The sequence below is a fragment of the Pseudotamlana agarivorans genome (assembly GCF_001642835.1).
GTDB lineage: Bacteria > Bacteroidota > Bacteroidia > Flavobacteriales > Flavobacteriaceae > Pseudotamlana > Pseudotamlana agarivorans.
Window position 1 is genome coordinate 539,778 of record NZ_LXEI01000001.1, and the last position, 23,713, is coordinate 563,490.

A 23,713-nucleotide genomic window follows, 5' to 3' on the forward strand; every position below is an offset into this window, starting at 1 on the left:
TAAAAATAAGTGAGCTCACTATTTGGTAATCAAATATATAATCGTAAATTTGCAAACTCTTTTTAAGAGAGGAATGTTTAATAATTAAAAATAATTAGTGTGGACACATTAAGCTACAAAACGATTTCAGCAAACAAAGCTACTGCAGATAAGCAGTGGGTAGTTGTTGATGCTGAAGGTCAAGCGCTTGGACGTTTAGCTTCTAAAGTTGCAAAACTTTTAAGAGGTAAACACAAGCCTAACTTCACACCTCACGTGGATTGCGGAGATAATGTAATCATTATCAATGCTGAAAAAATCACGTTATCTGGTAACAAATGGAACGACAAAACGTACATTCGTCACACAGGATACCCAGGTGGTCAAAGAAGTTTAACTGCTACAGAATTGTACGGAAAAGATCCTGCAAGAGTAGTAGAGAAATCAGTTAAAGGAATGTTACCTAAAAACAAATTAGGTGCAAATTTATTCCGTAATCTAACAGTTGTTGTTGGTTCAGAACATGCTCATGCAGCACAAAAGCCAAAAACAATTAACTTAAACGAATTCAAGTAAATGGAAGTAATTCACAAAATCGGCCGTAGAAAGACGGCTGTTGCTCGTGCTTATGTTTCTGCGGGAAGCGGTAACATTACGATTAACAAAAAAGACTTAACTAACTACTTTACTACAGCTACGTTACAGTACAAAGTAAAGCAGCCTTTAGTTTTGACTAACAATGACAGCAACTTTGATATTACAGTAAATGTATATGGAGGTGGTATTACTGGACAAGCAGAAGCTGTTCGTTTAGCAATTTCTCGCGCTATGTGTGAGGTTGATGCTGAGAACAGATTAACACTTAAGCCAGAAGGTTTATTAACTAGAGATCCAAGAATGGTAGAGCGTAAGAAATTCGGTCAGAAGAAAGCGCGTAAGAAATTCCAATTCTCGAAACGTTAATATGCTCATGCTGAACTTGGTTCAGCATCTTTTGAACATGTTTCAACACCTTTATAGGTTTACATCCATATTCAAAATAAACACTCTGAAATTTTCAGAGTATCGATTTAATTTAAAAAGATTCTGAATCGAATTCAGAATTGAAAGTTTAGCATCTAAATGAAGCCAAAGGCCGAAGCTTAACAGCCAAAAACCGAACGGAACATTGCTAATTTAAAAGAACGTAAACTATTACAAAAATGGCAGTAGAAGTAAAAGAATTACTTGAAGCAGGTGTACACTTTGGACACCTTACACGTAAGTGGGATCCAAACATGGCACCTTACGTATACATGGAGCGTAACGGCATCCACATTATTAACCTATACAAAACAGCGGCTAAAATTGAAGAAGCTGGTGCAGCACTTGCTAAAATTGCAGCATCTGGTCGTAAAATTTTATTCGTTGCAACAAAAAAGCAAGCTAAAGATATCGTAGCTGAAAAAGCTGGAGACATTAACATGCCTTACATCACTGAAAGATGGCCAGGTGGTATGTTAACTAACTTCGTAACTATTAGAAAAGCTGTTAAGAAAATGGCTTCTATCGATAGAATGAAGAAAGACGGTACTTTCATGACTTTATCTAAAAAAGAGCGTTTACAAGTTGATCGTTTAAGAGCTAAGTTAGAGAAAAACTTAGGTTCTATTACCGATATGACGCGTTTACCAGGTGCTTTATTTGTTGTTGATATTAAGCGTGAGCATATCGCGATTAAAGAAGCTCAAAAATTAAACATTCCAATTTTTGCAATGGTTGATACCAACTCTGACCCACGTCAAGTTGATTATGTAATTCCTGCAAATGATGACGCTTCTAAATCGATAGATAAAATTTTATCTCACGTATCATCTGCAATCGCAGAAGGTTTAGCAGAACGCAAAGCAGAGAAAGATGCTTCAGCTAAGGACGATGCTCCTAAAGCTAAAGCAGCACCTAAAGCTAAAGCAACTGCTGAAGAAGAAGAATAAATAACATTTACACAACACAAATAAGTCGTTTAGTTCTTTTCTTTACAGAAAATGTATTGAACGACTTTTTTAAATTATAATCACTATGAGTACTACAGTAAAAGTAACAGCGGCTGAAGTTAACAAATTAAGACAAGCAACTGGTGCAGGAATGATGGACTGCAAAAAAGCTTTAGTTGAAGCTGAAGGTAACTTTGATAAAGCAATCGAAGTATTACGTAAAAAAGGACAAAAAGTAGCAGAAAAAAGAGCCGACAGAGATTCTTCTGAAGGTGCTGCTGTAGCTAAAATTAATGCAGACCAAACTGCTGGTGTTGCTATTGTTTTAGGTTGTGAAACTGATTTTGTTGGTAAAAACGAAAACTTTTTAGCGTTAGCAAACCAATTAGCTGATATCGCTTTAAATACAACTTCTAAAGAAGAATTTTTAGCTGCCGATTTTGGAGGCATGACTGTTGCAGACAAATTAGTTGAGCAAACTGGTGTTATTGGTGAAAAACTAGACATCACTTCTTTTGAAAAATTAGAAGCTGCTTATGTTGGTGCTTACGTACATATTAACAAAATTGCTGCTTTAGTAGGTTTAACTGCAAAAGTTGATAACGCTGAAACTTTAGTTAAAGATGTAGCTATGCAAGTAGCTTCTATGGGAGCAACTTCATTATCTTACAAAGATTTTGATCCTGCTTATGTAGCTTCTGAAACTGAAGCTAGAATCGCAGTTATCGAAAAAGATAATATCGAATTAGGTCGTTTAGGAAAAACTCTTAAAAATGTACCTCAGTACATCTCTATGCAACAATTAACTCCTGAAGTTCTTGCTGCTGCTGAAGAAGCTGCTAAAGCTGAGTTAGCTGCTGAAGGGAAACCAGAGAAAATTTGGGGTAACATCTTACCAGGTAAAATGCAACGTTTTATCTCTGATAACACAACTTTAGATCAAGAGCAGTGTTTATTAGATCAAAAATTCATTAAAGATGAAAAGAAAACTGTAGCAGAATATGTTTCTTCTTACGGTGAAGTTGCCATCGCTGGATTTAAACGTGCTTCTGTAGGTTAATTTAATTCCTGTGAAAACAGGAATCTCTTAAATACAAACCACCACTCTAAAATTTAGAGTGGTGGTTTTTTTTATAACTAAATTCTAAATTCATATAAATTCAAAAAAATAAAAATTTTATGTAGTTTTGCTAAACTTTAATTTCCGCGAAAGCGAGAACCTTTAACAGATTAATCCATTCCATGAAATACAAAAGAATACTCCTAAAACTCTCAGGTGAAGCCTTAATGGGAAATCGCCAATACGGCATCGACCCAGATCGTTTAGCAGAATATGCTCAAGACATTAAAACCATTACCGACAAAGGTGTAGAAGTTGCCATTGTAATTGGTGGAGGTAATATATTTAGAGGTGTTGCTGGAGCAAGTAAAGGTATGGATCGTGTACAAGGTGACCATATGGGAATGTTAGCCACAGTAATTAATGGCTTGGCTTTACAAGGTGCTTTAGAAGATGTAGACATTCCAACACGATTACAATCGGCCATCAAAATTAACGAGGTTGCCGAACCGTTTATTCGTAGAAAAGCCATTCGTCACCTTGAAAAAGGACGCGTTGTTATTTTTGGAGGTGGTACAGGGAATCCTTATTTTACAACCGATTCTGCAGCCGTTTTAAGAGCTATCGAAATTGAAGCGGATGTTATTTTAAAAGGAACACGTGTAGATGGTATTTACAATGCAGATCCTGAAAAAGATAAAACAGCCGTTAAGTTTAACAGCATTACTTTTGATGATGTGTTACGTAAAGGCCTTAAAGTTATGGATACAACAGCCTTTACCTTAAGCCAAGAAAACGAATTACCAATTATTGTTTTCGATATGAATACCATAGGCAACTTACTAAAAGTCGTTTCTGGAGAAAATATTGGAACCGTTGTTAACATATAAGACTTACTTTTTTTGATTTAATACAAGCATTTAAAATCATGGACGAAGACATTAAATTTATATTAGACAGTACTAAAGAGGCAATGGAAAATGCCATTACTCACTTAGAAAAACAATTTGTAAACATTAGAGCAGGAAAAGCAAGTCCTGCGATGTTAGGTAGTGTTATGGTTGATTACTACGGTTCACAAACACCATTAAGCCAAGTAGCCAACGTAAATACGCCAGATGGAAGAACCATTACAGTACAACCATGGGAAAAAAACATGCTGCAAGAAATAGAACGCGGCATCGCTTATTCTAATCTTGGATTTAATCCGATGAATAATGGTGAAACCATTATTATAAACGTACCACCATTAACGGAAGAGCGTCGTAAAGATTTAGCTAAACAAGCTAAAGCTGAAGCTGAAGATGCTAAAGTGAGTATTAGATCGGCGCGTAAAGAAGCCAATAACGATCTTAAGAAAAACGATGACATTTCGGAAGATTTAAAAAAGAATGCCGAAATAGATGTACAACAATTAACCGATAAATACGTTAAAAAAGTTGACGAGGTCTTCGAGAATAAAGAAAAAGAAATCATGACCGTATAATATGAAAAGCGACAGTATTGTCGCTTTTTTTAAATCCTTATTTTCAGTCGGCCCTAATGCTAAAAAAATGTACGTTTTTATTGTTACTCCTATTCTGCTCTACCTTTGTGGAAGCACAATCATTTACCGAGCAACCACAAAAAACTTCAAAAGACACATTAAAAAAGCATTTACTCCTAAAAAGTATTGGTACGGGTTATTTCCCAACCAAATATTTCAATTTTGATTTAAGATACCTTATAAAATTTAATCAATTTGAAGGTATTAGAACAGGTATTGGAGGTGTCACTAATGACAAGTTTTCAGAAAAATACCGCCTAAATAGTTATGGTGTTTATGGATTTAGAGATCACCGCTTTAAATTTAGTATTGGCGGCGGTATGCGCCTAATTAAAAAATCGAACACCTGGTTAAACTTTGCTTATACCGACGACCTTCAAGAAACAGGAAGCACAAAATATATTACCGACGATCGTGTCTTTCAATTTTTTGAACCCCGTTTGCTTAACATCGATTTATTTTATAAGTACATTAGTAAATCTTTAACCTTCGAACATCAAATAACTAATCACTTATTGAGTAAAGTTGAATTTGCTGTGAGTGACATCGACCCTACTTACGATTATGCCTACGCCCTAGACGATCAGCTTTATACTACATATAATTTAAGCACGGCCATTATAGGATTTCAATGGAGCCCATTTAGTAAATTTAAGGAGACCCCTTTAGGAACACAAGAAGTAAAATCGGGCTTTCCAAAGTTTTCATTTCAATATACCAAAAGTTATCACGATGTGTTTAAAGGTGATTTTGATTTTACCAAGTTAGATTTTCGAACCATTTTTGAGCTGGGTCAGAAAAAAAGTCATTTTGCACAAATCATTTTCGTTTCGGGAATGGCTATCGGCGACACCCCGCTTACCCATTTATACCATGCCTACCCTAATAATATTAGAAAAGAAAAAATCCTTGAACGCTTTTCCATAGCAGGTTTAAATAGTTTTGAAACCATGTATTTTAATGAGTTCTTTTCAGATAAGTTTTTTACGTTTCAATTAAAATATTTCATTAAACCCTTTCATGTCACAGAACGATTTAGGCCTCAGGTTGTATTAATAACGCGTTATGCATTAGGCGATATGGACAACATAGACCGACACCAAGACGTTACTTTCGACACTTTAAATTACGGCTATACCGAATCTGGATTTGAAATCAACAAACTGCTTTACGGCTTTGGTTTAAGTTTCACCTACAGGTATGGGGCCTATTACCTTCCTACCTTTAGCGACAACATTGCTTTTAAATTCACATTTAACGTCTCATTATAAGGTATTATGCTCCTTTTTTCTACCTTTGCCCTCATTAAATTAACGCATGCTTAAACTATTTACCGAAGATTTTTGGGACGCAGTCGCTAGACTCATTTTACGAAATAAAATAATAATACTCATTTGTATTATCGTAGCGACTTTCCTTTTAAGTTTGAATTGGAAAAACATGCGCTTCACCAATACCGAGGCCAATCTACTACCAGATGATCATGAAGTTAATTTAGCATACAATAAATTCTTAGAAACCTTTGGTGAAGAAGGTAATCTTATTATTCTTGGTGTTAAAGATCCAAGTCTTTTTACGGTTGAAAAGTTAAATGCTTGGAACAATTTAACCACCTCATTTAAATCAGCTCCAGAAGTTGAATCGGTACTATCTATTAAAGATCTTCAAAAACTTGTAAAAGATAGCGAACACGAAAAATTCAAACTAGAGCCTTTCATTAAAGATTCGGTAAGTTCCGTAGCAGAAATTGAAAAGCTGCAATCGGATTTATTTGAAAAATATCCTTTTTACGATGGTTTTTTATTCAACAAAGAGACCAAAACCATTAGGTCTGCCATTTATTTAAAGAAAGACATTGTAAACACGGCTGCCCGTAAAAATTATATTCTCAACGATTTCATTCCTAAGGTGAAAGCATTTGAAGAGGCGCAAAACTTACACGTTCATGCTTCAGGAATGCCTTATATAAGAACCCTGAACGCGCAAAATATTATTGATGAAATAGGACTCTTTCTTGTAGCAGCCTTATTAGTTACCTCGCTCATATTCTTCTTCTTTTTCAGATCGTTTAGAGCCACGCTTATTTCCATAATTGTTGTTTGTATAGGTGTGATGTGGACCTTTGGTATTTTGGGTTTCCTAGAATATGAAATAACGGTTTTAACCGCTTTAATTCCGCCACTTATTATTGTCATTGGGATACCTAACTGTATCTTCCTTATAAATAAATATCAGCATGAAGTTAATCTTCATGGCAACAAAGTAAAATCATTACAACGCGTTATTACAAAAGTTGGTAACGCCACGTTAATGACCAATGTGACTACCGCTTCTGGTTTTGCAACTTTTATACTCACCGAAAGCAAGCTTTTAAAAGAATTTGGTATTGTAGCTTCTTTGAGTATTCTAGCCATTTTTATGCTATGTTTACTTATCATCCCAATTATATACACATTTTTACCATTCCCGAAAGACCGCCATTTAGAACACCTTAATAGACGCTGGATTGGTGGTTTTGTAGATTGGATGGAACGCATGGTAAAACACCGCCGTATTACCATTTATATCACGTCTCTTGTTTTACTTATAGCCAGTATTATTGGTGTTTACCAAATTAAAATTTCAGGGAGTCTTATTGAAGACATGCCTCAAAAATCTGAGTTTGTTAAAGACATCCGTTTCTTTGAACAAGAATTCAATGGTATTATGCCTGTTGAAATCATGATTGATACCAAACGTAAAAAAGGTGTCATGAAACGTTCTACCTTAAAACGCATTAACGACTTAGAAGAACTGATTATTGATGTACCAGAATTATCGAAACCTATTTCGGTAGTTGGGTTAGTAAAATATTCGAAGCAAGCTTACTATAACGGAAATCCTAAATACTATCAATTACCTACAGCTCAAGAAAATAGTTTCATACTTTCTTATGCTAAAAATTCGACATCAAATTCGGATATCGATCTATTAAAAAACTTCGTTGATTCTACTGGTCAATATGCACGTATCACCACTTTCATGAAGGATATTGGCACTGATAAGATGGAACGTATCGAGGAAAACCTACAAACTAAAATTGATAAAACTTTTCCTAAAGAGCGCTATAATGTCACCATGACTGGAAAAGCGTTAGTTTTCCAAAAAGGGACAAAATACTTGGTAAAAAACTTAGTCATTTCACTCTCACTAGCCATTGTATTAATTGCTTTATTTATGGCTTTTATGTTTCGATCAGGGAAGATGATTATTATTTCTTTAATCCCTAACCTCCTACCCCTAGTTATCACCGCTGGACTGATGGGATATTTGGGCGTGCCTTTAAAACCATCAACCATTTTAGTGTTTAGTATTGCATTCGGCATATCGGTCGATGACACCATTCACTTTTTAGCAAAATACCGTCAAGAGTTACAAGCTAATAAATGGAAAATTAAAGTATCGGTTTACGGGGCACTACGCGAAACAGGTGTGAGTATGTTTTATACCTCTATCGTACTTTTCTTTGGATTTTCTGTGTTTACCATATCTAGCTTTGGAGGTACTGTAGCCTTGGGTGCTTTAGTTTCGGCAACCTTACTATTTGCCATGTTGGCCAATCTGCTGCTTTTACCATCTTTATTACTGTCTTTAGAACGTAGCATTGCAAACAAAAAGGAATTTAAAAAACCAGCGATCGATGTGATTCCTAAGGAGGATAACGATAAAAATACACAGAATTACTAAAACTCACCGATTACAATTTAGCACCTTTTACTGCTTATATTTAGAAATTCAATATCACTTTTTAGTTTTATTATTTCAATTTTAATGATATAATGCTTTATATTTACAGTTCAAAACTTAAACCTATGCAACTAAAAACCATTTCAGATTTATTAACACAAAATACGGTAATCCCAGAAGTGGAAATAAAAGGATGGGTAAGAACTTTTAGAGCAAACCGTTTTATTGCTTTAAATGATGGTTCTACCATAAATAATATACAATGTGTAGTAGATTTCGAAAAGTTTGATGAAGCTACTCTAAAACGTGTCACTACGGGAGCTGCCATTCATATAAAAGGTGAATTAGTAGAAAGTCAAGGTAAAGGTCAAAGTGTAGAAATTCAAGTCGCAAGCCTTGAAATTTTAGGAGATTCCGATCCAGAAACTTATCCAATTCAACCTAAAAAACACTCTTTCGAATTTTTAAGAGAAAATGCCCATTTACGTACTAGAACCAATACTTTTAGTGCCGTAATGCGTTTAAGATCGTCACTTTCATTTGCCATTCATAAGTACTTTAATGAACATGGTTTTTACTACATGCATTCACCAATTATTACTGGAAGTGATGCTGAAGGCGCCGGTGAAATGTTTAAAGTATCAAGTTTAGACCCAAAAAATCCGCCTTTAACAGAAGAAGGCAAAGTGGATTATACTAAAGATTTCTTCGGAAAGGAAACCAATTTAACGGTTTCCGGACAGTTAGAAGCTGAAACCTATGCGATGTCTTTAGGTAAAGTTTACACTTTTGGCCCTACATTTAGAGCTGAAAATTCAAATACATCACGCCACTTGGCAGAATTTTGGATGATTGAACCCGAAGTTGCCTTTATGGATTTAGCTGGTAACATGGATTTGGCCGAAGACTTTATGAAATCGGTGATTAAATACATCTTAGAACACAATCGTGAAGATTTAGAGTTTTTAGATCAACGTTTACAGGATGAAGACAAAAAGAAACCACAGGCTGAACGTAGCGACATGTCTCTAATTGAAAAATTAAACTTTGTTACCGACAACCATTTTAAACGTGTTAGTTATACCGAAGCTATTGATATTCTTCGCAATTGTAAGCCCAATAAGAAAAAGAAATTTAAATACCTTATTAACGAGTGGGGTACCGATTTACAAAGTGAGCACGAACGTTACCTTGTTGAGAAGCACTTTAAATGCCCAGTAATTTTATTTGACTACCCAGCGAACATCAAAGCCTTTTACATGCGTTTAAACGACGATGGTAAAACCGTTAGAGCCATGGACATTCTATTCCCAGGAATTGGTGAAATAGTTGGTGGTGCACAACGTGAAGAGCGTCTAGACATTTTAAAAGAAAAGATGGCCGCTATAGACATCCCTGAAGAAGAACTTTGGTGGTATTTAGATTTACGTAAATTTGGAACCGCTGTTCATTCTGGCTTTGGACTCGGATTCGAACGTTTAGTCATGTTTGCCACAGGTATGAGTAATATTAGAGATGTTATTCCTTTCCCTAGAACGCCTCAAAATGCAGAATTTTAAAGCATTTTTCTAGTTCAAAACATACTAGCAGTATCTTTTAAAAACATACATATCAAATAACTTAGACCATTAATATTCTAGGTAGCCTAAATATCCCATGCTAGCAACAAGCTGTAAGTCATGGGATTTATACTTCTCATTAGAAATAGCTTGCCCCTAATAGAAGAAAGCATACGATCTATTCCACTTATTAAGCGATTTTAATTATTTTTGGTTAATGTAATTTCAAATCATGCTTAAACAACATTTACAATTTAAATTATCTCAAAAACTGTCGCCGCAGCAAATTCAATTAATGAAATTGATACAGCTGCCTACGCAAGCTTTTGAACAGCGTTTAAAGCAAGAGTTAGAAGAAAACCCTGCCTTAGAGGGTGGTAAAGAAGAAGCCTTAAACGACTTAGACTCCGAATTTGATAATTCATCTGAAGAATATAACGACAACGAATCCATCAATACTGATGACATTAATGTTGACGAATATTTAAGTGACGACGAGATTCCTGAATACAGAACCCAGGCTAATAATTACAGTAGTGATGATGAAGAAAAAACCATGCCTTATGCTGCTGGAACATCGTTTACTCAATATTTAATTAACCAGTTAAACACTTATAGATTAACCGACGAAGAACGCGATATTGCTGAATTTTTAGTCGGTAGTGTCGATGAAAGTGGTTACATACGCCGTGAAATAAGTGATATCATGGACGATTTGGCCTTCACTCAAAATGTTTACACCAGTGAAGAAGCCATATTAAAAGTGCTTAAAATTGTACACCAATTAGACCCTGCTGGTGTTGGGGCACGCAATTTACAAGAGTGTTTAAGCATTCAATTACACCGAAAAAATAAAACCGAAGATACCGATTTGGCTATTGCCATTATTGATAAAGCTTTTGATCAATTTACTAAGAAGCATTACAAAAAATTGATTCAAAAATTTAATATTACCGAAGAGCAACTTAAAGGAGCCATCACCGAAATCGAGCATTTAAATCCGAAACCAGGCGGATCGTACGCAGGAAATAATCGTATTGTAGAGCACGTCGTTCCAGATTTTGCCATTAAAATTGTAGATGGTGAATTAGAATTGTCTCTTAACGGAAGAAATGCTCCCGAACTTCATGTCTCTAGAGAATATAACAACATGCTTAAGGGTTATAAAGACTCTAAAGAGAAGTCTAAATCGCAAAAAGATGCGGTGATGTTCATCAAACAAAAATTAGATGCCGCAAAATGGTTTATTGAAGCCATTAAACAACGCCAGCAAACCCTGTTTGTTACGATGAGTGCGATTATGCATTATCAAAAAGATTATTTTCTAACTGGAGATGAACGCAATTTGAAACCCATGATCCTAAAGGATATTGCTGACGAAATTTCTATGGATGTCTCGACCGTATCACGCGTTGCCAATAGTAAATATGTCGATACTCCTTATGGCACCAAACTGATCAAAGAATTCTTTTCGGAATCGATGAAAAATGATCAAGGTGAAGATGTTTCAACGCGAGAAATCAAAAAAATTCTTGAAACTGTTATTGAAGAAGAAAATAAGAAAAAGCCATTAACCGACGAAACTCTAGCGTCAATTCTGAAAGACAAAGGATATCCAATCGCAAGAAGAACCGTTGCCAAGTATAGAGAACAATTAGACATTCCTGTAGCGCGATTACGTAAAAAAATATAATGGATAAATTACTAAAGAGTATTTCGTATATTTTTCATCCGCTGTTAATGCCTATTGCTGGTGTAGCGTTTTATTTTGCTAAATCACCACGGTTTATTCCTTTTGATATTATTTCAGCGAAATTAATTTCCTTATTTATTTTAACTGTTATATTGCCTATTTTACTGTATTTATTACTAAAAATTACAGGGCGTGTCAACAGTATTCGTTTAGAAACAGCCAGGCAAAGGGTATTACCTTTAATGCTGAATTGTATCATTCTACTTTTGGTGATAAAAAGAATTACAACACCCAATCAATCCATTGAGATTTACTTTTTCTTTGTGGGTATTCTCATTTCAAATATGGCCTGCCTGTGCTTAGCTATGTTCGGATTTAAGGCAAGTATTCACATGATTGGAGTAAATGGCTTAGCCATGTATTTTGTTGCCCTTAGCATTCATTACAGCATTAATATAAACGGCACTTTAGCTTTAATGGCCTTAATAATTGGCGCTGTAGCCACTTCCAGACTTCACTATAAAGCTCATAATGCCATAGAACTCGTAATAGGCGCTTTTATAGGCTTTATTCCTCAATTGATACTTGTGCCCTATTGGCTGTAAAAAATTGAAATATTGTTTATCTAAAGAGCAATAATCAAGTGTTTAGTTGTCTGTGTATGCAATCAATCTAGAAAAAAAATTTGTTTAGAAAATTACGCATGAATATCGGTAAGTAAGCTCAAACAAGGTATAAATTACACACCCTTTTGTAGTATATTTTTATTCCAATATTATTTTTATTTCCTTTGACATAAAAGGTTTGTCCTTTCCTCCATAAACTGTACTGCACTTTCCTTTTATTAAAATATTTGGGTTTTTCTGTATGAAGAATTTTTCTATTTTGTTCTTTATGTTCAACTCAGGTATTTCAAATACAATGTCGTCTATCGATTCAGATATAGTTCCCAAAAATATTTTTTCAAATGGTTTTTCCTTTGAAATGGTATATTCGTTAATATATTCGCTGTCGTCTCCGAATATAGGTGGACCTTCAATGAATCGTTTTTTTAATTCCTCTCGGGATTTAAATTCTTCTACATTTGGCACAAATGAAATCTCAATATTATTTAAGTCTTTATAAAATCGAATAGTTTTTTCTGCCTCAGTTGGGTAAACTCTAATGATCAATTCAAAATTGTCAGTAGACTGATACGTTTCCTTATCAAGCTCCCAGTAGAGCTTTGTGTTTTCAAAATCATTTTTTGAGCAACTAAAAGCTAAAATCGAAAACAGTAAAATTGTTAAGATGTTCTTCATTCTCAAAATATATTATAACGATCTCCTGTGTATGAAGCATTGTGCATTTCGAATCACTTCACTGCTAAACCGCTAATATGTTTGTCTAACACACTTACTTTTATTTTAACCAAGTCTTGTCCAGTAATTTACAAACAATGTCGTACTGCGGATTTCTTTTCAGTTATCAACTTGAATTAATCCTCCTTCAGGCATACTCATGTCTCGATGCCCACCAATTACAAGCCATTTTCATCTTTTTTGACCATAAAATCACTCCATCTTAAAGTACCTATAAAGGTATTCCCCTTTGTTGGTCCATCGGGCATATCCTCACCATAATAAGTGAATGTTTCAGTATGTGTATAATGGGCAATAGCTGATTTACCATCATCTAATATTTGAATTTCTACAGGAGTAACCTTCATTTCTAAACACTGTTCTTCCTCCTTCATAATTTCCCAAAACTTCGCTATCCCTTCCTTTGTAGTCAATTCATTTTTTTTTGACTCCCATTTCTTCCAATCTGGATGATGATAAGCCATATAAGTTTCGAAATCATTGTCTTTCCAAGATACAAAACGACCTTCAATCGCTTTCCAAACTTCTTGTTCAATTTTTGTTTGACTTATTTCATCAATGTCAATGGTGTTAGACTCTTTTTTATTCTCATTACATGAAAACAATAAAACTGTCACTGCAATAATTGAAATTATTTTTCTCATAAGTTTTCTCTATTATAAGTTGTACAACAGTTTGGCTATGGTTTCGTTGCATGAAAATTAGCGATTATTTTTCGGTTGAGCCACAAGCCTGATTTTTAAATTTTACTATTTATTTTTTATTGGAAATCGTCAAATTTAAAAATTTGGCGCCTTTCCAAGTTTGCCTTAACTTTGATTAATCAACTAAATAGCAATTAGCTATAGACGTTGTTGGCAACTGGCTATTTACTTTCGTCAATTGAAATTCCCTTTAGAAGAAGTTCCATTCCCCATTTTAGTAGTTCTTTAGATTCATCATTGTTTAATCCGCAAACATCTTTTGAAACAATAAGCGGTTCAATACCCATTAAAACAGTAAATAAATTTTTAAGATTTTTGATTTCCGTTTTTTTTAGGTTAGTTTCATCCAACACCATTTTAAGCGTTTTACTCCTTCTTGCTCCTCTTTTGGTAAGTTGAGAATTCGAAGTAAGTACAATACTTAAGTAAGCCCTAAATGCATTTTCGTTGTCAAGAGCAAGATTATTATAATATTCTTGTACGCCCAAAATTTTATCCTTTATTTTCAAACCCTGTAAATTCTCATATATCGTTATCGGTTTTTTTGTATTGATGTCTATTCCTGCTTCGGCAGATAATATGTCAATATTTGAGTAATATCGATATATCGTTGCCCTTGAAACCCCTACTTTTTCTGCCACGTCTTCAAGTGTGAATTTTTCACCATAATTCATAAGCTCTTGGGCGCTGCATAGTATTTTTTCCCGAGTTTCTTGTTTTTGCTTAACTCTTCCTTTTTTTAAATATTCATTTTTCATGAGACAAATATCTTATAAAATTTGTAAAAGTCAAAAATACATTTTATGTTTGTGAGACAAATATCTCATAAAATGAATAACAATACAACAAAATGGGTGCTTGGACACAAAGTAACACCTTATGAAACAACAGGGGATTACGATTTAATGATGGGTGAAACACCCGCAATGGTACAAGGGCCGCCGCCACATTTACACCATTCTTTTAAAGAGGTGTTTTTGGTGGTAGAAGGCGAAATGGAATTTATGGTTAGCGGTGAAATAAAAGTTTGTAAAGCAGGTGAATCTATAGATATTCCACCTGAAACATTGCATACATTCAATAACAAGTCCAATCAGCCTTGTAAATGGGTAAACATTCATAGCCCGAAAGGGTTCCGCAACTTTTTTGAAACATTAGGGGTTTCTGTTAACGACCAAAACGCTCAAGAAAAGTCAGTAGCACCCGAAATTATTCAAGAGGTAATAAAAACAGCGGGCGATTATGATATGATAATTAAAGTGTAGTTTTTTATCAGCTTGTTGCCAACGTGTTTGTGTATGATTTCGTTGCGTGTTTCAGCAACTAATTTAGCAAATACAAACCGAATAGAAAATTCGCGAGGATTTTCGTAAGTAATCTTGTACTAGCAATGAATTATACACGGTGTTGGCAAATCGTTATTTATTTATAAGGTAATGTTTTTATGTCATCTCTAATGATTTTCAAATAGCCTTGATAAATGCTGATTAACTCTCTATTATTCTTTTTTAAAATTCCGAAATTACTTTTCAAAACTCCAAATTTTCTTTTAAACTCTGAATTGTCATCATTTTCCAGAAAATTTACCGAATGAATACTCTGTATAGATTCGTAATTTTCTTTTATTATTTGCTTTGTTTTGGATTCGTTAAAATCATAAAATAAATTTATGTGATAATGTTCAAAATGCGGAAATTCTATTAATCTCTTTTGGTAACTTGAAATTAATTCTTCAGTACTTTTGACTAATTCTTCAGCTCCTTTTCGGTCTTCTTCAATCATTTCATATTTGTCCGCAGTCAAGCTAAAAAATCCGATTTGATACAAATAAAATTCAGATGCTTTTTTTGCAGATTCAATTTTCTCTTTCCAGTATAATTGTTGTAATTCAACTCTTTTTTTTGATTTGTTTAGATAAATATCTACGAGAGTTTTAGTAAAGTAGCCAATAATTGCGAACACTATACTAAGCAACCAACTTTCAGGTGTTTCCAATAAAGATTTGATTGTATTCATTCTGTTTCTTGTTCTGTTTTTCTAATGTTTGCCATCTACAGAATATAAAATATAAGTCCCATTTTAATGATACTCATATCTATGGTTTCACCATCAAGCTTTGCGGAATCGGAAAATAAGGGATTAAGAAGATAATTAACATGTAAATTCCATGTATTATAACCCACACTTAAAGTTAGGCCATATTGAAAGCTATTGAAGTCGGGATTATTTGTATATCGAAAACTTCCCAGATCACCTTTATAACTAGAGATATCGCTTATTACGTAACCTAATTTAAACCCCGTGTAGATTCTCCAAAAAGCAGATTCGGTAGGTGTAGAAGTCCTCCAACGATACTCTATAGGCAATTCGATAAGGTGAAAAGTAAATTTATTTTTAGAAAAGGAACTATCACCATCAATAACTTCATATACAAAACTCCCATCATCCTCACGAACTAATAAATTTTGATTGTATGAATCGGCAGCGTAGCCTAATCCAATACCGAAAGCTTTATTTCTTGCTTTATTTATGGGCATATCTTTAATATAGCCTAGACTCAAACTCCAAGAAAAGCCATTTTGAGAGAGTCCCTCTGGTCTTTTAACAATCAAATTGTAAGTAATTCCTGCATAAAAATGGTCTTCCTTATAAAGCGAATCGACTTCCACGGTTGCGATGTCCTGTGCCGTGCATAGGAAGAAACTATGAAGAAGAAATAATGTAAAGACCAAGTACTTCATTAAATCAGAATCGGTTTAAAATTAAAACATTAAAGGTATTAAAAAATGAAAGGCGTTTTGAGAAAATCAAAACGCCTTTTATTATAAAATTAAGAATGTAAATTAATCTCTTCCAAATACACTACCTTTTTTGGTTGTGTAATTTATTTTAAGGGCATTAACCTTACGTAGTTCTTGTTTAATATCACTAATTAATCCCATGTTAGCACCTTTATCTACTTTTAAAGCAGTGGTTAAAAAAGGAATTAATTCTTCTCTTTTAGAAGCTCGTTCTGCAGCAATAAAAGCAGCAATTTCTTTAACATCGGCGAACTTATCATTTAACTGAATTTTAGCTTCTGTACCGTATTGCTTGTAATTTTCGCTTGGTTTTCCTGCATAAATATACATAACCAAATCTTTTTTGTCCAGCTTTTCTACTTGATCTGCAAATGGTAAATTATTCTCAATCATTAAAGTGTTTTGCCTCATTACAGTGGCCACCATAAAGAAGAATAATAACATAAATACAATATCAGGTAAAGCTGCTGTGTTTACTGCAGGTACGCCTCCGTCTTTTTTCTTTTTAAATTTAGACATATAGTTTAAACGTTATTTTTATTCTATTGAACTTCTGAAAGTTTTTGAGGATAATCAAGCTTAATTTGCTCAATTTGTTCCTTTAACTTTTCTTTATTCCCAGGCCAGTTAACGTCATTATAGTTGGCTTCCATTTCCTTAAATGATTTCCCATATAATGATTGCGCCCTAGAATCTCTTAATTCGTTATACGCTGCTACCAATTCATTTTGTACAGCTATATACGTTTTATAAGTAGTCTCACGTTCATTCTTAAGCGAAATAATAGCTTTATCTGGGTTATCAGATGAAGCTGGATCCTTTTTTCCTGAACAGTAGTCGCATGTTCTATCACCGCCATTATCTAAAAATTCCTTAGCAGCTTGTCTTAAATCTTTAAGCTCCATAAGTTCATCTTCAACAAGCAATTGGTCTTTACCATTTAATAAAACGGTAAAGATGTTTTTTTGCTTGATAACAACATCCACATCAGATTCTTCCATTGGAGGAAGTTTACGGTTAATACCTGAATCTGTTTCAATAGTTGTTGTTACTAAGAAAAATATTAATAGTAAGAACGCGATATCGGCCATAGAGCCTGCATTTACTTCTGGTGATGCTCTTTTCGCCATAATTTTATTTATTAAATAATTTTTTCGCTCCTCCGTAAAGCATTGATCCAATAGCTAAAGCTGCAAGGATGTAAAATGCATACAATCCAGCTCCAACATTTTTAGATGTTGCTTCAGTGATATCTAAACCTTTATCTGTAAAAGGTTTTAAGTTTAAATCTGTTCCAGAAGATATTCCGTAAGAAATCACAATAATCAATGCAAAAGCACCAACAGTCATGATTGTCTTTTTAATATTACCAGCAAACAGACCTTTAATTACAAACAATAGTACAAGCAACAATACGATACCTAATACGATGTAGGCAATATACAGCATGTTTCCACTCATACTTAAAGCAGTCTCATCGTCACCTGCCATAATCATTAGTGCGAAAATGGCACCAATAATAGCAAGAGCGAAAGCCACTATTTTTAATACTTTATGTAAACCCATAATTTTAGTCTTTTAAATTTGTTACTCTTACTTTTTGTGTCTGATTAATAGATCCATTAACGTAATAGAAGCATCTTCCATGTTGTTAACGATACTATCGATCTTAGCAATAATGTAATTGTAAAAAATTTGAAGTATAATCGCTACTACAAGACCAAATACTGTTGTTAAAAGTGCTACTTTAATACCACCAGCTACAAGAGAAGGTTGCATATCACCAGCTGCTTCAATTTTATCAAAGGCTTGAATCATACCGATTACCGTACCCATGAAACCAAGCATTGGTGCAAGAGCGATAAATAAAGATATCCAAGATACATTCTTTTCTAACTGTCCCATTTGTACACCACCGTAAGCTACAACAGCTTTTTCAGCAGCATCAAGACCTTCATCAGTTCTATCTAAACCTTGGTAGTAGATAGATGCTACAGGTCCTTTTGTGTTTCTACAAACTTCTTTAGCTGCTTCAACACCACCTGATGCTAATGCGTCCTCAACATCTTGAGTTAATTTTTTTGTATTTGTAGTAGAAAGGTTTAAAAAGATAATTCTCTCAATAGCAATTGCTAAACCTAGAATTAAACATAATAATACGATCCCCATAAATCCAGGACCACCTTCAATAAATCTCTTTTTTAATTCTTGGTGAAACCCTAAAGTTTCAGCAGGCGCAGCGTCATCTTGTGTAATAGTTGTTGCTACTGTTGTCGTAGTAGTTGTACTTGCAATTGTAGTTGCATTAGCAGTTCCAAATACCATCATTCCTGTTATGGCAAGGATAGAAAATAATCTTTTCATGTTCTAGATCTTAATTTTATTAGTTAAAGGGTTAAAGATAAAAAAAAAAAGCAATTAAACTGCAAAAAATCACAGCAGAGAGGAAGGGATTCGAACCCTCGATACCCTTTTGAGGTATACACACTTTCCAGGCGTGCGCCTTCGACCACTCGGCCACCTCTCTATTGTATGCTTATTTTTTTTCGGGGATGAAATAACAAAAAATTCTTTGAACCCTAAAATTTTGAAGGTTAATTTTAAGACAATTCTCCGCGTAAAGGCGTTTCATACATGGTTTTGAACCGATTACCAGGTATTTCTTGCCCTAGTAAAAACATTAATTTTCCTAGAGCTGCTTCGGTGGTAATGTCTTTTCCAGAGATAACGCCTATGTTTTTTAAAGCACTACTCGTTTCATAATGCCCCATCATAACACTTCCTCCTACACACTGTGTAATATTTATTATATGAATACCTTTTGAAATATTTTCTGTTAAAATATTTAAAAACCAAGATTCGGTGGTGCAATTTCCAGCACCATATGATTCTATAATAACTGCTTTTAGGTTTGGAGTTTGAAATATACTTTGAATTACAGCTTCGGTAATACCGGGATATACCTTTATTAGAGCTATATTATTGTCTAGTTTTTTATGAACTTTAAGTTTTTTACGTGTATTGGGTTTAAACAAATACTCGTAATTCACCTTAAGATGCACCCCCGATTCGGCCAAATCATGATAGTTAAATGACGAAAAAGCTTGAAAATCTTCAGCATTTAATTTCGTTGTTCTATTAGCGCGATATAATTTATATTCAAAGTATAAACACACCTCCTGAATATCAGGCTTACCTTTAGTTTGCAATGAAGCCACCTGAATAGAGGTTATTAAATTTTCTTTGGCATCGGTTCGTAAGTCTCCAATTGGCAATTGTGAGCCGGTAAACACCACAGGTTTTCCCAGGTTTTCCAACATAAAACTTAAAGCTGAAGCACTATAACTCATGGTATCACTACCATGAAGTACAACAAAACCATCGAAATCATCATATTGATCTTCTATAAGTTCTGCGATTTGAACCCAAGAATCGATGTTCATGTTACTAGAATCAATAGGTTCTTCAAAAGACACCGTATCGATATCACAGTCCAAAAGTTTTAATTCTGGGATTTGATCGAGTAAGGTTTTAAAATCGAATGATTTTAAGGCCCCGGTTTTAAAATCCTTAACCATCCCAATGGTTCCACCTGTATAAATGAGTAATATTTTTACTTTCGAACTTTTCATATCCTATTTATTAAAGACTTCTACCGAATTCTTTGTGGTTATTTCTGCAATTTCCTCTATGGATTTACCATATATCGCAGACAACCTCTCTAAAACCTTTAGTATATATAAACTTTCGTTCCGTTTTCCGCGGTACGGTACTGGTGCTAGATAGGGCGCATCTGTTTCTAAAACAATATGTTTAAGGTCAATATTATTTAGAAACTGATCTATTTTACCATTTTTAAAAGTGACTACCCCGCCGACCCCTAGTTTCATATTGTAAGAAATGGCTTGATGTGCCTGTTCCAAATTTCCGGTAAAACAATGAAATATACCAAATAAATCATCGGACTTCTCACTTTCAAGAACTTCAAAAATTTCATCAAAGGCTTCACGGCAATGAATTACAATGGGCAATTTATATTTTTTCGCTAAGCGGATTTGATAGACGAATGCTTCCTTCTGAATATGTAATGTAGATTTATCCCAGTATAAGTCAATTCCTATTTCACCAACAGCATAAAAGGACCGTTTTTCTAGCATGTCTTCTACATGTTGAAGTTCGGCCTTATAATCTTCCTTAACATGTGTAGGATGTAAACCCATCATTAAGAATACATTTTCAGGGAAACGGGTTTCTAATTCCAGCATCGATTGAGTATATGTAGAATCTATGGCTGGAATGAAAAATCTTGAAACCCCTTGCTCTATTGCTCGGGTAATCATCTCCTCACGGTCGTCATCAAAAGCTTCACTATATAAATGGGTGTGTGTGTCTGTAATAATCAAAGGCAAAATTTTAAATTAAAGGGTTATGGCTTTTGGCAAAAATAATCGTTTTTACATGATTATATTTGTATAAAACATGATGATATGGAAACGCTGCAACAATTTCTTACTGATAAAGGGTATTCTAAGATAAAACTACACCTTACTAAAACAAATCATTTTGAAATTAAGGCCTCCATAAATGGGAAAAAAGGACTTTTTATTTTAGACACCGGAGCTTCGAATTCCTGTGTTGGTTTTGAAGCCATTAAATCCTTTAAACTAAACGCTGAGGATTCCTTAATTAAAGCTGCTGGTGCAGGTGCCACTGATATGGAAACCAAACTGTCTAAAAAGAACAAAATAAAGATAGGAAAATGGTCCAGTAATAAGGTTGTATTAGTTTTATTCAACCTCAATCATGTGAATGCTGCTTTAATTAATCACAATTCCAAACCTGTAGATGGTATTATAGGGGCCGATATTTTAAAAAAAGGGAAAGCTGTAATAGACTACGAAAAGAAATACTTATATTTAAAGCTGAGTTAATAGCAAAATATGAAAAGTTCTATTGTAATTGCGGATGACCACCCCCTAATTTTACGTGGACTACTAGATTTCTTAACCACAGAAGGTTATCCAATTTTAGGAAGTTCTAGTGATGGGCAAACGGCATACAACCAAATTGTAAAACACAAGCCTGAAGTCGCCATATTGGATATTAATATGCCAGTAATGTCGGGACTTGAAGTTGCAGAACTCTGTTTAAAAAATGCCTTACCTACGAAAGTGGTTTTGCTTACGTTACATATTAATGAAAAATACTTCAATCAAGCGCTTGAATATAAAGTACAGGGTTATATTCTAAAAGAATTAGCCATAGAACAAATTGAAGAATGCATTGAGCAACTTAAACAAGGTAACACTTACTTTAGTCAGGAAATTGATGCTTATTTAGATCCCGATCACATAGATAACCAGCCAACTGATGCTATGCGCCAGTTAACTAAATCGGAATTAAAAATAGTAAAACTGATTTCAAAGCATAAGTCAAGTCACGAAATCGCCGAGCACTTATCTATTTCTGTTAGAACGGTAGAAAAACACAGAAGTAATATTGTAAAAAAATTAGAGATTAATAACAGACCAACATCACTAGCCATCTGGGCTTTAATAAATAAAAGATTACTCTTCAAACTTTAACAATACAGTAAATTTAATTTTTAAATTTAACAAGAGAAAACCTAATGCTTTTACGCTTTCTCTTGTAAAATCATTAATTAAATAAAGCTAAAACCCTACAATTCAGTGTGTTTTATGTGAATTTTCTTAAGTAAATCACAATGATTTCTTAAAATTACGTAGAACTGCGTATTTGCTATTAAGATATAAGCTACTATCTTCGTATTGCTATTAATTCTTTTGAGAGAGAATTTTTTTTAACACTCTGCACTGGAAACAGTGCAGGGTTTATTAAGAAATCCTCTTAAAACTAAAAACAATACTCTCATGGAAAATAACACATTCAACAGGTACTGTACAATAGGTCTAACACTCCTTATTGTTTTTATTCTCAGTATAAACATTTACGTGTTTTTCATTTAATGCTATTATCAACTAAAAAATAAAAAAGGGCGCTGAAATAAATTCAGCGCCCTTTTTTATTTTTTATATTATCTATTGGCTTATAATTCTAAAGCCTTTTTAATATCGTTATCCATTAGAATTTCAGTAGGGTTCTCTAAAGCTTCTTTAACAGCAACAAGGAATCCAACACTTTCTTTTCCATCAATAATTCTGTGGTCGTAAGATAGTGCCACGTACATGATTGGTCTAATTTCAACTTTACCATCGATAGCTACAGGTCTTTCAACAATGTTATGCATACCTAAAATTCCACTTTGAGGAGGGTTGATAATAGGCGTAGATAACATACTTCCAAACACACCACCATTGGTAATGGTAAAAGTACCACCAGTCATTTCATCAACAGTAATTTGACCGTCTCTTGCACGTAATGCTAAACGCTTTACTTCGGCTTCAACACCTCTAAAACTTAAATTTTCAGCATTTCTAATAACAGGAACCATTAATCCTTTAGGTCCTGATACTGCAATACTAATATCGCAAAAATCGAAAGAAAGCATTTCTTTACCACTAATCATTGAGTTTACTGCAGGATACATTTTTAATGCTCTCACTACAGCTAATGTAAAGAAGCTCATAAATCCTAATCCAACACCGTGTTTAGATTTAAAAGTATCTTTATACTCTGAACGTAAAGCAAAAATTGGCGACATATCAACTTCGTTGAAAGTCGTTAACATAGCTGTTGTATTTTTTGCTTCAACTAAACGCTCTGCTACTTTTCTTCTTAGCATCGACATTTTACTAGTCGTGCTTGTTCTTGATCCTCCTGTTGGTGTTCCCATAGAAGGTACGGCATTAATCGCATCGTCTTTAGTAACACGACCATCTTTACCTGATCCAGAAACAGCAGATGCTTCAATACCTTTTTCGGCTAATATTTTCTTAGCAGCAGGGCTTGCGCTACCCGTTGCATAAGTTTTAGCTTCAGGAGTCGCTTTTGGAGCTTCAGCAGCTGGAGCTTCTTCTTTCTTTTCTTCCTTTGCAGGAGCGTCACCTTCAGGTTTTTCAGCACTGGTATCGATTAAACAAACCACGGCGCCTACTTCTACAGCATCACCTTCTTCCGCTTTAAGCGTAATTATTCCGCTAACTTCAGCAGGTAATTCTAGGGTTGCTTTATCACTATCCACTTCAGCAATAGCTTGATCTTTTTCTACGTAATCTCCATCTTCAACAAGCCATGTTGCAATTTCAACTTCTGTAATAGATTCCCCTGGTGAAGGGACTTTCATTTCTAAAATCATTTTTTATAATTTTAATGGTATCTTATTTCTTTAAT

26 protein-coding genes and 1 tRNA gene are annotated in these 23,713 nt (G+C 34.2%); 14 read left to right on the forward strand and 13 right to left on the reverse strand.

What is annotated here, in order from left to right; genetic code table 11:
- Positions 1–99: 99 nt before the first annotated feature.
- The 11 genes from rplM (at position 100) to A6I66_RS02280 (ending at position 12,141) form a co-directional block, all read left to right on the forward strand.
- Positions 100–555: a 50S ribosomal protein L13 gene (gene rplM, locus A6I66_RS02230; protein WP_067145100.1), complete on the forward strand. Its 456-nt coding sequence runs from the start codon at positions 100–102 to the stop codon at positions 553–555.
- On the forward strand, positions 556–942 hold the full coding sequence (rpsI, locus tag A6I66_RS02235; protein ID WP_067145102.1) for a 30S ribosomal protein S9: 387 nt from the start codon (positions 556–558) through the stop codon (positions 940–942). It abuts the gene before it with no gap.
- A gap of 239 nt (positions 943–1,181) precedes the next feature.
- Positions 1,182–1,952 carry a 30S ribosomal protein S2 gene (rpsB, locus tag A6I66_RS02240; protein ID WP_067145104.1) on the forward strand — a complete coding sequence of 257 codons (771 nt, stop codon included), beginning with the start codon at positions 1,182–1,184 and terminating at the stop codon, positions 1,950–1,952.
- 85 nt (positions 1,953–2,037) lie between these two features.
- A complete protein-coding gene (gene tsf / locus A6I66_RS02245; protein ID WP_067145105.1) occupies positions 2,038–3,012 on the forward strand; it encodes a translation elongation factor Ts in 975 nt (324 codons plus the stop codon).
- Positions 3,013–3,194: 182 nt separating this feature from the next.
- The gene (gene pyrH, locus A6I66_RS02250) at positions 3,195–3,902 is read left to right on the forward strand and encodes a UMP kinase (protein WP_067145107.1); all 708 of its coding nucleotides are present in this window, start codon (positions 3,195–3,197) and stop codon (positions 3,900–3,902) included.
- A 38-nt stretch (positions 3,903–3,940) separates the two neighbouring features.
- Positions 3,941–4,498 carry a ribosome recycling factor gene (gene frr / locus A6I66_RS02255; RefSeq protein ID WP_067145109.1) on the forward strand — a complete coding sequence of 186 codons (558 nt, stop codon included), beginning with the start codon at positions 3,941–3,943 and terminating at the stop codon, positions 4,496–4,498.
- An 80-nt stretch (positions 4,499–4,578) separates the two neighbouring features.
- The gene (locus tag A6I66_RS02260; protein WP_245683417.1) at positions 4,579–5,829 is read left to right on the forward strand and encodes a hypothetical protein; all 1,251 of its coding nucleotides are present in this window, start codon (positions 4,579–4,581) and stop codon (positions 5,827–5,829) included.
- Between the two features lie 46 nt (positions 5,830–5,875).
- Positions 5,876–8,284 (forward strand): efflux RND transporter permease subunit, encoded by a 2,409-nt coding sequence (locus A6I66_RS02265; RefSeq protein ID WP_067145112.1) that lies wholly within the window; start codon positions 5,876–5,878, stop codon positions 8,282–8,284.
- Positions 8,285–8,409: 125 nt separating this feature from the next.
- On the forward strand, positions 8,410–9,843 hold the full coding sequence (gene asnS, locus A6I66_RS02270; protein WP_067145616.1) for an asparagine--tRNA ligase: 1,434 nt from the start codon (positions 8,410–8,412) through the stop codon (positions 9,841–9,843).
- 232 nt (positions 9,844–10,075) lie between these two features.
- Complete coding sequence (gene rpoN, locus A6I66_RS02275; protein ID WP_067145114.1) at positions 10,076–11,536, forward strand: RNA polymerase factor sigma-54; 1,461 nt, start codon at positions 10,076–10,078, stop codon at positions 11,534–11,536.
- Entirely contained in the window at positions 11,536–12,141 is a 606-nt protein-coding gene (locus tag A6I66_RS02280) for a hypothetical protein (RefSeq protein WP_067145116.1), read from the forward strand. The genes rpoN and A6I66_RS02280 overlap by 1 nt, the downstream gene beginning before the upstream one ends.
- A gap of 159 nt (positions 12,142–12,300) precedes the next feature.
- Here the strand turns inward: A6I66_RS02280 and A6I66_RS02285 are convergent, their stop codons facing one another.
- From A6I66_RS02285 to A6I66_RS02295, 3 genes are all read right to left on the reverse strand, one after another.
- Positions 12,301–12,837 (reverse strand): hypothetical protein, encoded by a 537-nt coding sequence (locus A6I66_RS02285; protein WP_067145117.1) that lies wholly within the window; start codon positions 12,835–12,837, stop codon positions 12,301–12,303.
- Between the two features lie 218 nt (positions 12,838–13,055).
- Positions 13,056–13,514: a YybH family protein gene (locus tag A6I66_RS02290; protein WP_169815701.1), complete on the reverse strand. Its 459-nt coding sequence runs from the start codon at positions 13,512–13,514 to the stop codon at positions 13,056–13,058.
- A gap of 248 nt (positions 13,515–13,762) precedes the next feature.
- Positions 13,763–14,359, reverse strand: a complete 597-nt coding sequence (locus tag A6I66_RS02295; RefSeq protein WP_067145121.1) for a TetR/AcrR family transcriptional regulator — start codon at positions 14,357–14,359, stop codon at positions 13,763–13,765.
- A 72-nt stretch (positions 14,360–14,431) separates the two neighbouring features.
- On the opposite strand from A6I66_RS02295, the gene A6I66_RS02300 reads away from it, so the two are divergent.
- Positions 14,432–14,866 carry a cupin domain-containing protein gene (locus A6I66_RS02300; RefSeq protein WP_067145123.1) on the forward strand — a complete coding sequence of 145 codons (435 nt, stop codon included), beginning with the start codon at positions 14,432–14,434 and terminating at the stop codon, positions 14,864–14,866.
- Between the two features lie 157 nt (positions 14,867–15,023).
- Here A6I66_RS02300 and A6I66_RS02305 read toward each other — a convergent pair whose 3' ends face one another.
- The 9 genes from A6I66_RS02305 to A6I66_RS02345 all read right to left on the reverse strand — a co-directional run bounded on the left by A6I66_RS02305 (position 15,024) and on the right by A6I66_RS02345 (position 20,805).
- Complete coding sequence (locus A6I66_RS02305; RefSeq protein ID WP_067145125.1) at positions 15,024–15,617, reverse strand: hypothetical protein; 594 nt, start codon at positions 15,615–15,617, stop codon at positions 15,024–15,026.
- Positions 15,618–15,652: 35 nt separating this feature from the next.
- On the reverse strand, positions 15,653–16,342 hold the full coding sequence (locus A6I66_RS02310; protein ID WP_067145127.1) for a porin family protein: 690 nt from the start codon (positions 16,340–16,342) through the stop codon (positions 15,653–15,655).
- Between the two features lie 102 nt (positions 16,343–16,444).
- Positions 16,445–16,921, reverse strand: a complete 477-nt coding sequence (locus A6I66_RS02315; protein ID WP_067145129.1) for an ExbD/TolR family protein — start codon at positions 16,919–16,921, stop codon at positions 16,445–16,447.
- Between the two features lie 23 nt (positions 16,922–16,944).
- Positions 16,945–17,532, reverse strand: a complete 588-nt coding sequence (locus A6I66_RS02320) for an ExbD/TolR family protein (protein WP_067145131.1) — start codon at positions 17,530–17,532, stop codon at positions 16,945–16,947.
- Between the two features lie 4 nt (positions 17,533–17,536).
- Complete coding sequence (locus tag A6I66_RS02325; protein WP_067145133.1) at positions 17,537–17,968, reverse strand: hypothetical protein; 432 nt, start codon at positions 17,966–17,968, stop codon at positions 17,537–17,539.
- 27 nt (positions 17,969–17,995) lie between these two features.
- The gene (locus A6I66_RS02330) at positions 17,996–18,766 is read right to left on the reverse strand and encodes a MotA/TolQ/ExbB proton channel family protein (protein ID WP_067145135.1); all 771 of its coding nucleotides are present in this window, start codon (positions 18,764–18,766) and stop codon (positions 17,996–17,998) included.
- 75 nt (positions 18,767–18,841) lie between these two features.
- Positions 18,842–18,929, reverse strand: a tRNA-Ser gene (locus A6I66_RS02335).
- 73 nt (positions 18,930–19,002) lie between these two features.
- A complete protein-coding gene (locus tag A6I66_RS02340) occupies positions 19,003–20,034 on the reverse strand; it encodes an asparaginase (protein WP_067145137.1) in 1,032 nt (343 codons plus the stop codon).
- Positions 20,035–20,037: 3 nt separating this feature from the next.
- Positions 20,038–20,805 (reverse strand): TatD family hydrolase, encoded by a 768-nt coding sequence (locus A6I66_RS02345; RefSeq protein WP_067145139.1) that lies wholly within the window; start codon positions 20,803–20,805, stop codon positions 20,038–20,040.
- An 84-nt stretch (positions 20,806–20,889) separates the two neighbouring features.
- Here A6I66_RS02345 and A6I66_RS02350 point away from each other — a divergent pair, with 84 nt between their 5' ends.
- Together A6I66_RS02350 and A6I66_RS02355 are read left to right on the forward strand one after the other, a co-directional pair.
- The gene (locus tag A6I66_RS02350; RefSeq protein ID WP_067145140.1) at positions 20,890–21,333 is read left to right on the forward strand and encodes a retropepsin-like aspartic protease; all 444 of its coding nucleotides are present in this window, start codon (positions 20,890–20,892) and stop codon (positions 21,331–21,333) included.
- Positions 21,334–21,342: 9 nt separating this feature from the next.
- Positions 21,343–21,987: a response regulator gene (locus A6I66_RS02355; protein ID WP_067145142.1), complete on the forward strand. Its 645-nt coding sequence runs from the start codon at positions 21,343–21,345 to the stop codon at positions 21,985–21,987.
- 482 nt (positions 21,988–22,469) lie between these two features.
- Here A6I66_RS02355 and odhB read toward each other — a convergent pair whose 3' ends face one another.
- Positions 22,470–23,678, reverse strand: a complete 1,209-nt coding sequence (odhB, locus tag A6I66_RS02360) for a 2-oxoglutarate dehydrogenase complex dihydrolipoyllysine-residue succinyltransferase (RefSeq protein ID WP_067145144.1) — start codon at positions 23,676–23,678, stop codon at positions 22,470–22,472.
- Positions 23,679–23,713 lie beyond the last annotated feature (35 nt).